A 12,970-nucleotide genomic window follows, 5' to 3' on the forward strand; every position below is an offset into this window, starting at 1 on the left:
TTCTAAATCCCCCTATCGACTATTTAATACTTCTGCTATGTGCATAATGCGAATCGGTTTTCCTAGGCGACTCATACGACCACCAATATTCATAAGGCAACCAGCATCTGCACCGACTAATATATTTACTTCTGTTTCTTCAATGTCACGTACTTTTTCATCTACCATTTGTGTAGAAATGTTCCCCATTTTCACTGAAAATGTCCCGCCAAAACCACAACATCGCTCTTTTCCAGAAAGCTCAATATACTCCAATCCCTCTACATTTTTTAACAGTTTGATAGGTTCTTCTCTAACACCAAGCAATCGAGTCATATGACAAGAAGTATGATATGTAGCTTTACCTTTCAATCGTGCACCGACATTTTCAACTTTTAACACATTGACAATAAATTCCGTTAATTCAAAGGTTTTATTGGCTAATTGTTGAGCTTTTTCTTCCCACTCTTCATCTCCTTTAAAAATGTGGGGATACTCTTTAAACATGTATGCACACGAACCGGATGGGGCAACGACATACTCAGCTTGCTCAAAAGCTTTAATCATATTTTTCATTGCATTCTTGGATTGTTCAACATAACCGCTATTATAAGCAGGTTGACCACAGCATACTTGTTCAGTCGGAAATTTTACTTTACAACCAAGTCTTTCTAACAATTCCACTGTCGATTTCCCAACATTTCCTTGAAACATATCGACAAGGCAAGTAGCAAATAAGGAAACTTCCATATTCATCCCCCCCAAAAAACTGCTTTTCATTCTTTCATCTAAAACTTTCTATTAATAGAAAAAGCTATATTTTATAATAGATATGCTTTCAACACCTATAAGTATGACTATTTCAACGATTGAGAGAAATCAATTGTTGCCTCAAATTAAAAAAATCGGGATAAACCCGAAAAACAAATTGATATATTAACGCAATGTGAGTGAATAGCTTTCTATGACTGGAACATTTAATTGTTTATCAAGATGTTTTGCAACTGAAGCAGTACCTAATACTTTACCGTAAATCTCCACCTGATCGTTTATACTGACCATATGATCCTGTTCTTTTCTTTTTACATAAACCACTTGATTTTTGTATGGTTCCGGTGACATGTCAATCAAAATATAATCACTGCCATCTAAAAGAAACACTTTTCCAGAGAATTTAACTAATTGATTCCTTTGGCTGCCATAACGTTCAAAAGCAATGTGATACAACTTGTCATAATCTACTTCAATGGCATTATTTTTTAAAAAGTTAAGAGAGTACGAATCAATAACTGTATGATCACTCGACTCATTCGTCAATGCAATCATCATTAGCATCCCTATCAATAGTCCACCTTGAATTAAAATAGATTTCATTGCCTCTCCGAAACCACTTTTTGAAAATGTCAACATGATATAATACATTCCAAAAAATAAATGAATCAAAAAGATGGTTGTGATGACCCCATTGACACTTCCTTCCTCTCCTACAATAGAAATAAAACATGCAATTCCCATTATGATAAGTTCTAGGATTACAATAACTTTTACATTTTCAGTAAACTTCTTCCATTTAGAAGCACCATTATTGTTCATATTAAGTGTCGTTGATTGACTATCTTGGTATCGATGGCCACATTTTATACAATAAAAAACATGATTGCTATTTTCTTCATGACAAGAAGGGCATATCCAATACATTTTATAATTTTTGATATCCTTTTTAAAAAAACCACATTTAAGGCAATATGTCGCATGACTATTATTAGAATGATTGCATTTTGGACAATTCCATTTAGACAAAGCCAACACTTCCTCATAATCATTTATAATATAAACACCTAGAATTTACAGATAAATCTGACATTCTCCACTAAAAGAAAAAGGCAAGAATGAATAGAATCCTTGCCTCTTTACATCTTTACTTCAGTTTATTTATTTTCAATACATCTTTCAACAAATTCCCATCAGAAGGAGATTGTATTGCCCAAACCTATTCATAACCCTAATTATTTTACAATATCTGTCAAATCAATTTGTTTTTCAAATTCATCCAGCAATTGCCGCACCTCATTTGAAGATTTCGTGTTCATTAACCGATTTCTTAATTCACTTGCTCCACGGAAACTTTTTACATAAATTTTAAAGAAGCGATGAAGAGCAGTAATGGAGCGCGGAATTTCTTCAATGTATTGATCATGAAGATCTAAATGGTATCTTAGTAAATCTAAATATTCCTGAACACTATGCTCTCTCGGCTCTTTTTCAAACGCAAAAGGATTTTTAAAGACTCCTCTCCCAATCATCACCCCGTCTACTCCGTAGCGTTCAACGAGTTCAAGGCCTGTTTGACGATCAGGAATATCTCCATTGATTGTTAAGAGCGTCTCAGGAGCAATGCGATCACGAAGCTTCTTAATTTCAGGAATAAGCTCCCAATGGGCAGGAACTTGACTCATTTCCTTTCTTGTCCGCAAATGAATCGAAAGGTTTGCAATATTTTGTTTGAGGACATGAGTTAGCCATTCTTCCCACTCGTTCACATTTGTATATCCTAGTCTTGTTTTAACACTAACAGGAAGTCCTCCCGCTTTAGCAGCTTCGATTACCTGACTCGCCACATCTGGACGTAAAATCAGTCCGCTTCCTTTTCCTCGGGAAGCTACATTCGGGACAGGACATCCCATGTTAATATCAACACCTTTAAATCCTTGTTCCGCCATACCTATACTCATTTGTCGGAAGTATTCAGGCTTATCTCCCCAAATATGGGCTACGATTGGTTGCTCATCTTCGGTGAATAATAAACGCCCACGTACGCTTTTTTGACCATCTGGATGACAATAGCTATCTGTGTTTGCAAACTCTGTGAAAAATACATCCGGTCTACCTGCTTTAATAATAACGTGGCGAAACACAACGTCCGTTACATCTTCCATTGGCGCTAACACAAAAAATGGCCGAGGTAAATCCAACCAGAAATTTTCTTTCATTTAATACTCAATTCCTCTCATGATGAATAATCTTTAAATAGTTATTTAATCATTTATTTACTCTTATATCATGATTTTAAACTGTTTAACAAACATAAGAATATTATTAAACGTTCAATATATAAATGGATTCATATAAAAATATAACTCTTAATACATCTCTGTTAAATAAATATAATATAAATTACATCACTACCGTCGCATAAATGATGTCTGAATTTTCAGTTTTATTTTTTCTGGACTTTAGAGAAAAAACGAAAACACCTAAGCGAGGGTAGTAAACATCCATTTTTTTACTATAACCTATGACTTGTGCAACAACGACTGGCAAACCTTTATGGGACGCCGTTTCCTTCGATTTTTCGTAACCAAATGTGAGCGGATTTCCACAAAGAAGCCTTCAAATAGCGACTAATTTGTAAGTAACTCCGTTCGCTATTCGTGTTCAACTGAGCTAAAACATTCAGACAGTACACTATCATGGCTACGTACACTTGATTATGTACAGCTTGTTCACTGTGACCAAAAAACTTTTTAATGTTCAGGTGCTGCTTCATCCATTTGAAGAACAGTTCAATCGCCCAGCGTGACTTGTAGATTTCAGCGATTTCAACTGCACTTAAATCAAAACGATTTGTCAGTAAATGAAGCTCATTTCCTTTTGTATCATGCAATTTGAGTAAGCGAAACACGTTTTCAGAACGATTTTGTGGTGTCCCAATGACAACCATTTCATCAGAGAATATGGGTGAATCTTCTGGTAACGAAAAGGATTCTAACACTCGGACAACAGCGTTTTTACGCAAACGGGTCACAAAGAAATAGCCATCTTCCGTCATTTGATCAAAGCGCCCATAATCCAAGTAACCACGATCAAACACGTACATGCATTCTTTGTCATCCACGAATACTTCTAGTTGACCACGATCATGTTCGTTGGCATTCGTGAGTACGGCTTTATCTGGATAGGAGAGTCCTTTTTCCATAAAAACAAGTCGTAAGTGAAGCTTTACTCCTGATTTTGTTTTTCGAAACTCTGCCCACTTATGATTGGTCAAATTAAGCGGTAATGTACTCGAATCAATGATTTTCAAAGGCGTTGTCACTTTTCTTCTTGTTTGGAAATTGGTTTTCCGATGAATTTGTGCCACTAAATCGAGAAAAATCGATTGAAAGAAAACCGTTGGAATGGCGTTGATTCGTCTCCCTAACTGTGAAAAACTAATCGATTCCAATCCCGTTGCTCGTTGTAATTCTTCTAAAAAGACAGCGTCACTCAACGCCCGTAAACTCTCGGTTTCATGGAGTTGGGCATACAAAAGCAGTTTCATAAATGAAGCCATATAAAGCTTCTTGGTATAGTGATTTAATTGATGTGTTTTCACTAGGTCGTCAAATAATGGACGATTAATCGGTGAAAACCATTGTTCAAATGATGTTTTTCGTGTATACTTATCCATGGTTTTATCCTTTGTATTGGATTTGGATGGTTTACTACCACCCAACCATTATAAAGGATTTTTTTGTGTTTAGATTATATTTCAGAAAATTCGGTTTATTTGAAGGTGTTAAATTATTTTAATGCGACGCTAGTGAAATTACATGAAAGAAAAAAGTCTTGGTCTATTTAACCTTTCATTGAAAGCAATTGAAAAAAGAGCTTCTCATAGTGCAACACTACGAGAAACTCCCCTTAATTTTTAATATTTAAATGTAGATATAGCATTTTTTAATTCTTCTGCCATTGATGAAAGGGATTGGGCTGAAGCCGAAATTTCCTCCATTGAAGCCAATTGCTCTTCTACTGAAGCTACTACTTCTTCTGATGTTGCAGTGTTGTTTTGTGCCACAAGTACAATATCATCTAATTGTGCCGTTACATCTTGTATAGCACTTGACATTTCTTCAACTGCCACAGAAACTTCCTCCATTTGTGGCGAAATATCTTTCGTTGTTTGGAGTATATGATTAAATTTCTCAACTGCTTCGCTTGTAATCTCTACTCCGTTCTCTACGTCAGTCGTAATTCGCTCCATCATTTTTACGGTATTATCTGTATCATCTTGAATCTTCTTAATAATTGTATATATTTCCTTCGCTGAAGCTTGTGTCTGTTCAGCAAGACTCCTTACTTCTTCCGCTACAACTGCAAATCCTTTACCATGCTCACCTGCACGAGCCGCTTCAATGGCAGCATTTAATGCTAATAAATTCGTTTGGTCCGCAATATTTGTAATGACGTTCAAAATTTCACTTATTTCTTTCGAGCTTTCATATAAAGATTGAATTGTATCTTGTGATTCACTTACAGATGAATGAATCGATTTCATTTGTGAAACGGTTTTCGCTACCGCCTTACCGCCTTCATCTGCCTCAACAATTGCTTGGCGGGAAAGATCTGTTACTTTTGATGAACGTTCAGCAATGTTACTAACTCCGTTCGATACTTCCTTAAAAATAAGGGATACCTTATCAACGGAATTTGTCTGTACTTCCGCATTTTTTGCTACATCTTGGATGGAAACAGATACTTGCTCAGACGCTGCATTTGTTTCTTGTGAACATGCAGATAGTTGTTCTGCAGTGGCCGCAACATTTCCAGCCGTATCATCTATTTTTTGAGTTAGTGTACGAAGACCATCTATCATTTCGTTAAAAGCATTTCCTAACTTTCCGACAATATCATTGGTTTGTATTTCTGCGTACTGTGTTAAATCTCCGCGACTAACATTAACAGCTAATTGGCCTAATTGTTTAATCGGTTTTGCAATTGATTTAATAACCAACATTAAAGCAACTAGCCCAAATAATATGGAAAGAATCCCCACAATCAACGACGTATGTAAAATAGGTGAGTTTGCTTCGTTAATCTCTTCTGTATAGATAACTCCGCCTATTTTCCATCCAGTCAAATCATTAGTTATGTAGTCCAAAATAATGGATTTTCCATTAAAAACTTCATTTAATTGTCCTTTACTTTCTTTGTATAAGTTGTCATACAGTGTGCCTTCTGCTACGCTGCCTAATTCAGCGGTAGGATGTGCTAAATATTTTTTATTTTGGTCTAATATAAATCCATATCCTTCTTTACCAATTCGAATGTTCTGCACTACTTCTTGCAGTTTATTTAGGTTAATATCAATCCCTACAACGCCGGTACCATCATCTATTGTTTTTGAAAGAGTGATTACCATTTCACCAGTACTTGCAGCAACGTATGGTTCAGAAATTATTACTTCCCCTTTCCGTTCCATTGCCTGCTTATACCAATCTCTTTCTCTAGCATCGTACCCTTCAGGCACCCCTAGCTCAGCCGGCTCCATTACATATACTCCATCTTCATTACCTGTATAGACAATATCTACTTCTGGATGTGTCACTTGATAAAATTTTAATAACTTTTGAATTTCAGGACTACTTGTTTCCCCGTATTGATTAGCTGTAACGCGATCAGCCAATGCTTCGATATCAAGGATTTTCGGTTGAATTGCATCTTCAATTGCACTATTCAGTATTTCTACATTTTCATTCACACTATTTAATATTTGATGTTCCAACTCATCCTTAGCAGTTTTAAAAGAAAATAATCCAATCAATAAGACTGAAATGATTAATATTGTAGTAAAAGAAGTAAGTAATTTCACATGAAAATTGCGAATACTAAACTTACTTATTTTTGAAATATCTTTCACTTTGCTACCTCCTTTATATTTATTTAAAAAAATAAGGAAAGCAGAATAGGTTTTGAAATCACTAAACTTATTCCATGTATTTAAACCTATCAAGGCTATCCATCACATTATGAACTCATTTAGTAGAACTGGGAGGAAATAATCACTTAGAGCTGTAATAATTAAATTATTTTATTAAAATAATTCTTGATATCTACCATGTGTAAACAAATTTTATAAAAATTGGATATTTTTAATAAAAAAATAAACGAAATAGTAAACTGGGACAAGGTAATGGTTCCTTGTCCCAATGCAAATATTGGCTCAATTGGATTTATTAAAACCTACAAATACCGTATTAGTATTTGTCAAAGAAGGATTGAATCTCTTGAGGATCATTCGTCACAGTTAAAGCAAGCATTAATAAAATACGTGCTTTTTGAGGATTTAAAGAGTCAGAAGTAATATATCCTTCTTTTGGTGAAACCGTTCCTGTACCAACACGAGAAGATAGTACTACTTTTACACCTTTATTCATTGCATATTTTACACCTTCAACGGACTTTGCTGATAATGTTCCATCTCCAGGTGCTGCAACAATAATCCCTTTTGCTCCGTTTTGTACAGCAGCTTTGTACATGTAAGTTGGGCTGTTTTGATATCCATAAATAATATCAACTTGTGGCAATTTTTTAATTTTTGAAACATCGAATGGTGTTTCAGTTGTATGTAGACGTTCTACATTATTATAGTAATAAGGTTTTCCAGCAACGATTGCTCCTAAATATCCGTTTTCAAAAGATTTAAATGCGTCAGTTGCTGTCGTATTTGTTTTCGTAATATTTCTTGCAGAAGCAATACGATCGTTAAGTGTTACAAGAACACCTTTTCCTTTTGAACTTTCATGACTAGCTAATAAAACAGCATTATACAAGTTGAAAGGACCGTCTGCACTCATTGCTGTTGCAGGACGCATAGCAGCTGTTAAAACTACTGGTTTATCACTTTTTACTACTAAGTTTAAGAAGTAAGCAGTTTCTTCTAGTGTATCAGTACCATGCGTAATTACGATTCCATCTACATCATCGGAAGCTAATAATTCATTCACTCTCTTACCTAATTTAAGAAGAATCTCATTTGTGATATCTGTGCTGTCAACTTTTACAATTTGTTCACCTGTAATATTTGCAAGCTCCTTCATTTCAGGAACTGCTTCAATTAAAGTTTCAATACCTAAATCACCAGATTTATATCCAGTCGTCTGTGTTGATGAAGAACCTGTACCTGCAATCGTTCCCCCAGTTGCAAGAATCACGACATTTGGAAGTTCTTCTTTTTGTTCATTATTATTTTCATTATTGACTGTTACATTTTCGTTATTTGCTTTTGCAGAAAAACTAGATGCAATAGCAGAGAATGCAACAATAGCTGCTACAAATAAAGCAACATAAAGATAGAAATTTTTCTTCATTTGCTTAACCTCCAATAAAGTTATCTAACTTAAATCCCTATAATGAACCAAAAAAAAAAGATTAATTTAAATAAGGTCACAGTTAGTAAACAGTAGCCTCCAAAATTAGCACACCCTATTCAAATTAATCTCACTCATTATTTCGACAAAACAATAAAATTATTTAGTTATAATATTATATTTTCAATTTTTACTAACTTCTAAATTTTCCCAATCTTCTTTTTTCCTAATAATACATTTTTCCCCAAAAATAATAACGACGAATCTGCTTGGAGAGTCGTCGTTTAGTCGATTTAATTCGATAATTCAATTGGTAAAAAATCAGGCAATCTACGTGGAGGTTTGTCGAGCATAATCTGTTCCGGTTTAATACCTTCCTCTAACAACACCTGAATGTTTTGTTTAAGGAAATCATCACTGCCGACAAGATAGTATAGGCCATTTTTATCTGTAGAAAGATTTTTTATTCTATCATAATATTCTTCACGGTTATCTACAAAATGAGCGGTGAAATTTTTATCATGATTTGTTTCAAAAATATTAGTAAATAAATAGTTTTTTGAAGAGTCAATGTTCAAGGAATGAATTTGCGGAACATTTTCTGGTTGCTCAAAATATTTCAACACGATTGGTCTGAAAGTTGCTAAACCTACCCCTGATGACAATAGGTAAATGTTTTTATTTTCCCGTCTAAGCGGCACATTGGAATGAGTTTTAAAAATCGCCACTTGATCTCCAACTTGTAGATTTCTTAAAATCGCTTTAAACTCTGAGCACTGTTGTCTAATACGTGTTGTAATACCAATCGCATTTTCATTCGGCAAAGTAGATATTGACATATGACGGACTAGACTTTTGTTTGGCTTTTCTCCGACATTAAAACCTTCAAGAGCTAAGTGAAGATGAGCCCCTTCTTCCCAAGAATATCCTTCAGGAATTTCAAGGAAGTAGGTTTTTATATCAGGTGTTTCATCAACGATTTTTTTAATTTTGATCCAATGAATTTGCATTTAAATTCTCCTTACTCATAAAATGTTTGCTATTTTAAATATACAACAAATGAAAATCATTCTCAATTAATCTTTCAATAGAAAATGTTTACTATATAAGTTATGAATATATTCAGCTTTTTTTGTAAAAAAATAGTAGTAAATTCCGTTTATAAAGATGTGCATATCAAAAAAACATCATTTTCTCAAAAGGAGAAAATGATGTTTTTTAGTCTTATTTTGGAGAAACAAGGATTTTTATTTGCTGTTTATCGTTAACTAATGTTTCGAATCCTTCTTTCACGATATCATCAATTTTAATACGTTTTGTAACTAATTGTTCAGCAGGGAAGTATCCTTTTGTCATTAAATTCATAACCGCTGGGAAAATGTCTCGATATGCGATAATTCCTTTTACAGTGCGTTCTGATAACACAATATTATTTGGTTGGAGTGATGCTTCTTTTTCCCAAATAGAAACAATTACTGTTTCACCCTCAAATGTTGTTGAATCAATTGCTTGTTTTAATACTGCTGGTACACCTGTTACTTCAAATGCAACATCTACCCCACCATTTGTAAGCTCTTTAATTTTAGCTACTACATCCTCTTCTTCAACTGGATTCATTACAGCAGTTGCACCAAGTTCTAAAGCTTTCTCTCTGCGCTCTTTTGAAAGTTCGACTGCATAAATCTCTGATGCACCTGCTACTTTTAATGCTTCAATTACTAATAAACCAATTGGCCCTGCACCAAATACAACCGTTTTATCTCCCGCTTTCAATTTGCTCATGCGAACTGCATGTAACGCCACTGCAGCTGGTTCTACTAAAGCACCTTGCTCAAGTGATAACCCTTCTGGCATTTTGTGCACCCAACGTTCATCCACTACAGTATATTCCGAGAAGCCTCCGCCGCCTCCTGATAGACCATGAAACCCCAAATGTTTACAAATATTATATTTTCCTTTTAAACATGCTGGACATTGACCACAAGCTAAAATGGGTTCTACTACTACTTTGTCTCCTACTTTTACCTTTGTAACCCCTTCACCTACTTCGACAACTGTTCCAGAAAATTCATGCCCCATTACAATTGGAGCCATTTCTTTACTTATTGGGTGAGGCTTTTCAACAGGAATAAAAATTGGACCCGCCACATATTCATGAAGATCGCTTCCACAAATGCCTGTCCACGCAACTTGGATTTTTACACGTCCTGGTGTTACTTTAGGTTCATTAATGTCTTCTACACGAATGTCTTTTGCATTGTACCAAAGTGCCGCTTTCACGAGTATCACACTCCAATTCAAATATTTACTACCAAAAAGTAGTAATTATATTTTACAAAACATTCCTATGATTATCTGTGGATAGAATGTTAAATTTTTTTAATATTTTTTAAAAATCATTGTTCTCAAGAAATTCTGCAAGAAATGTTTTATTCTCATTTAAAGTTAACGAAAAACGAAGCTGTGACGATGATTCAAAAAAACTATCAAATGGATATCGAAATTTTCGATGAAATTGAAGGGGAAATTTTAACTATGTCAGATTATATCGCAGCGGGGATTGTTATGCAGTTTTATTATCGTTTTCAATGTCCATATATTTATTATTTTGAATTCCTTAGTTATTCATTGAAATTTCTTCATTATTTATAGGTATTGGATACTTAACCTCAGAAAAGTTTTTGATTAGTAGTTCCTCTTTGACCATTTGTCCGGTTACTTTATCATATGTCTTTTTCCAAATTTCATTTTGACGATAGTTTTTTCCGTCCTTTTGTAAAAATTGATGGTTTCTTTCTTCGATATGGTAGGAATATGGCATTTCTTCATTACTAAAAATAGCACCTTTTAAATGTTTATCTGTTACCCATACTTTTATTTGGAAAGATTGGTTAGTTGGATTATAAAAACGTAAATCTACGTAGTTATAAAAAACACTTGCTCCGCTTCCAAAAGGCAGTGTCCTCCCGGAGTCAGGAAACGGGTCAAAACTATGGTGATGTCTTTCAATAACAACGAGAGGAGTATGTAAAACCATCCAATAAAGTAAATTAGCAAGCTGGCAAATTCCACCGCCAATACCCGTTTTCACTTCTCCCATTTTGAGCTGCATACCTTCAATATAGCCCTTTTCTTTTGATGTTCGACCAACTAGTTTCCAAAAAGAAAAAATTTCACCCGGTTTAATAATCACACCATCAATTTCACCTGTTGCAATTTTTAAGTTTGTAATTTTATTTTCTTGTAACTGAGGATCGCTATTTCCTAATTTCCTTCTCAATAAGGATTGATGTTTTTTACAAGTGAATGGAAATGTATTCGTTAAGTCCCTTTGCTTTGCAAATCGATTTCTGTCTTTTAAATCTGTTAATGTTCTAAAAAGTCTTTTTTGCTCGATTCTTGCATGATAAAAAAATGGATGAATTTCAGATAGTCTCAAAATGCTTCCTCCTTAAACACCTTAAAATAACTGGTAAAAAATCACATTCAAACAGCTCCATATTTCCTTGCTATAATTTAAATCTAACCACGAAAACTCATTCTTTTTTCATAAGACCACCCCCAACTTATGTATTAGATGAATTTCAAAATAATAAAGCTTCAAATCCACACGTTTGGACTTGAAACTTTAAGTTAATAAATTCCAATAGTGCCATTTTATAAATTGGACTCTTTAAACCATGTAAAAGTTTCAAAAGAAATTGGCTAAAACAAAAATAATTGCACAATATAAATCAGCTGATATAATCATCAACCAATTATAAATAAAGATTAACTTTGCATTTATATCCGTTGTTAATACAGATTCATCTTTAATTTGTGTCTTCGATGAAGCAGCATCAACAGTCTTGTTCCTTTGCCTTAAATTAGGATTTAGATAATCAGCCTTTAAAAATCCATATTGAGGATTGACAATCGACAATATTTCCCTCCTCTGTAAAAGCCTCATTCATTTAAATATGTTTGTTTAAATTAAAGCATTCTACATGTGACTAATTGTTTTTATTATTGGGAGTTCTACGGTGTTCACTTTTTGTGCTACCTTAAATATGGAGAATTTTTCATTAAGGATGTGTAAAAAACATGGATTTTTTAAATAAGACGGTGATTGTAACCGGCGCTGGACAGGGCATTGGAAAAGGAATCGCTTTGCTTTATGCAGAAAAAGGTGCAAATGTTGTGATAGCGGATATTGATGAAATAGCCGGATCAAAAACAGTTGATGTAATTAAAGAAAAAGAGGGAAACGCGCTTTTTGTAAAAACCGATGTAAAAGTTGAGGATGACATCATCCGCTTAATGGAAATTGCAAACCTTACATTCGGTCAAATTGATATTTTAATCAATAATGCAGGGAAATCAGTATTTAAGTCCCCTTATGAATTGTCAATCGAAGAATGGGACGATATTATCAACACCAATTTACGAAGTGTTTTCTTAGCATCAAGGGAAGCCGCAAAATATATGCGAAATAATAAAGAAGGCGGCTCCATCGTTAATATTGCTTCCACACGGGCCATTATGTCTGAACCGAATTCAGAAGCCTATGCAGCAACAAAAGGTGGAATTGTTGCATTAACTCATGCGCTTGCAGCATCATTTAGTGCAGATCGAATTACCGTGAACGCGATTTCCCCAGGTTGGATTGAAACAGGCGATTATTCCAAATTACGTAAAATTGATCACGAGCAGCATTTATCAAAACGTGTCGGAAGACCAGACGATATTGCGCGCGCTTGTCTCTATTTAACAGCGAAGGAAAATGATTTCGTGACAGGCATTAACCTTGTTGTGGATGGTGGAATGACAAGAAAAATGATCTATGAGGAATGAACAGTCAAAGGAAGGAGGACCTTGTA

The 12,970-nt window shown here is 34.5% G+C and carries 11 protein-coding genes; 1 reads left to right on the forward strand and 10 read right to left on the reverse strand.

All coding sequences use genetic code 11. The features are described 5' to 3' along the window. Window positions 1-12 precede the first annotated feature (12 nt). From UtA1_RS00185 to UtA1_RS00235, 10 genes are all read right to left on the reverse strand, one after another. The gene (locus tag UtA1_RS00185; RefSeq protein WP_016839159.1) at window positions 13-729 is read right to left on the reverse strand and encodes a (Fe-S)-binding protein; all 717 of its coding nucleotides are present in this window, start codon (window positions 727-729) and stop codon (window positions 13-15) included. Between the two features lie 186 nt (window positions 730-915). Beyond that, window positions 916-1,677, reverse strand: coding sequence for a zinc ribbon domain-containing protein (locus UtA1_RS00190; protein WP_232019875.1), 762 nt, complete (start codon window positions 1,675-1,677; stop codon window positions 916-918). Window positions 1,678-1,985: 308 nt separating this feature from the next. Continuing rightward, the gene (locus UtA1_RS00195) at window positions 1,986-2,969 is read right to left on the reverse strand and encodes a tRNA dihydrouridine synthase (RefSeq protein WP_096549657.1); all 984 of its coding nucleotides are present in this window, start codon (window positions 2,967-2,969) and stop codon (window positions 1,986-1,988) included. Between the two features lie 335 nt (window positions 2,970-3,304). Beyond that, a complete protein-coding gene (locus UtA1_RS00200; RefSeq protein ID WP_096549658.1) occupies window positions 3,305-4,429 on the reverse strand; it encodes an IS4 family transposase in 1,125 nt (374 codons plus the stop codon). 240 nt (window positions 4,430-4,669) lie between these two features. Next, on the reverse strand, window positions 4,670-6,661 hold the full coding sequence (locus UtA1_RS00205; RefSeq protein ID WP_096549659.1) for a methyl-accepting chemotaxis protein: 1,992 nt from the start codon (window positions 6,659-6,661) through the stop codon (window positions 4,670-4,672). 337 nt (window positions 6,662-6,998) lie between these two features. Beyond that, window positions 6,999-8,111 (reverse strand): type II asparaginase, encoded by a 1,113-nt coding sequence (locus tag UtA1_RS00210; RefSeq protein ID WP_096549660.1) that lies wholly within the window; start codon window positions 8,109-8,111, stop codon window positions 6,999-7,001. A 293-nt stretch (window positions 8,112-8,404) separates the two neighbouring features. After that, complete coding sequence (locus UtA1_RS00215; RefSeq protein ID WP_096549661.1) at window positions 8,405-9,121, reverse strand: dihydropteridine reductase; 717 nt, start codon at window positions 9,119-9,121, stop codon at window positions 8,405-8,407. Between the two features lie 214 nt (window positions 9,122-9,335). Continuing rightward, on the reverse strand, window positions 9,336-10,391 hold the full coding sequence (locus UtA1_RS00220; RefSeq protein WP_096549662.1) for a 2,3-butanediol dehydrogenase: 1,056 nt from the start codon (window positions 10,389-10,391) through the stop codon (window positions 9,336-9,338). 337 nt (window positions 10,392-10,728) lie between these two features. Beyond that, the gene (locus UtA1_RS00230; RefSeq protein ID WP_096549663.1) at window positions 10,729-11,550 is read right to left on the reverse strand and encodes a VanW family protein; all 822 of its coding nucleotides are present in this window, start codon (window positions 11,548-11,550) and stop codon (window positions 10,729-10,731) included. A gap of 252 nt (window positions 11,551-11,802) precedes the next feature. After that, entirely contained in the window at window positions 11,803-12,033 is a 231-nt protein-coding gene (locus UtA1_RS00235) for a hypothetical protein (RefSeq protein WP_016839149.1), read from the reverse strand. A gap of 161 nt (window positions 12,034-12,194) precedes the next feature. Here UtA1_RS00235 and UtA1_RS00240 point away from each other — a divergent pair, with 161 nt between their 5' ends. Next, window positions 12,195-12,944 carry a glucose 1-dehydrogenase gene (locus tag UtA1_RS00240; RefSeq protein WP_096549664.1) on the forward strand — a complete coding sequence of 250 codons (750 nt, stop codon included), beginning with the start codon at window positions 12,195-12,197 and terminating at the stop codon, window positions 12,942-12,944. Window positions 12,945-12,970 lie beyond the last annotated feature (26 nt).

The sequence above is a fragment of the Ureibacillus thermosphaericus genome (assembly GCF_002370195.2).
Taxonomy (GTDB): Bacteria; Bacillota; Bacilli; order Bacillales_A; family Planococcaceae; genus Ureibacillus; species Ureibacillus thermosphaericus.

Bases quoted from the DNA above. Each gene is read 5' to 3' on its own strand.
- UtA1_RS00190 (WP_232019875.1), bottom strand. From the start codon at position 1,677: ATGTATTGGATATGCCCTTCTTGTCATGAAGAAAATAGCAATCATGTT.
- UtA1_RS00210 (WP_096549660.1), bottom strand. From the start codon at position 8,111: ATGAAGAAAAATTTCTATCTTTATGTTGCTTTATTTGTAGCAGCTATT.
- UtA1_RS00195 (WP_096549657.1), bottom strand. From the start codon at position 2,969: ATGAAAGAAAATTTCTGGTTGGATTTACCTCGGCCATTTTTTGTGTTA.
- UtA1_RS00215 (WP_096549661.1), bottom strand. From the start codon at position 9,121: ATGCAAATTCATTGGATCAAAATTAAAAAAATCGTTGATGAAACACCT.
- UtA1_RS00240 (WP_096549664.1), top strand. From the start codon at position 12,195: ATGGATTTTTTAAATAAGACGGTGATTGTAACCGGCGCTGGACAGGGC.
- UtA1_RS00185 (WP_016839159.1), bottom strand. From the start codon at position 729: ATGGAAGTTTCCTTATTTGCTACTTGCCTTGTCGATATGTTTCAAGGA.
- UtA1_RS00200 (WP_096549658.1), bottom strand. From the start codon at position 4,429: ATGGATAAGTATACACGAAAAACATCATTTGAACAATGGTTTTCACCG.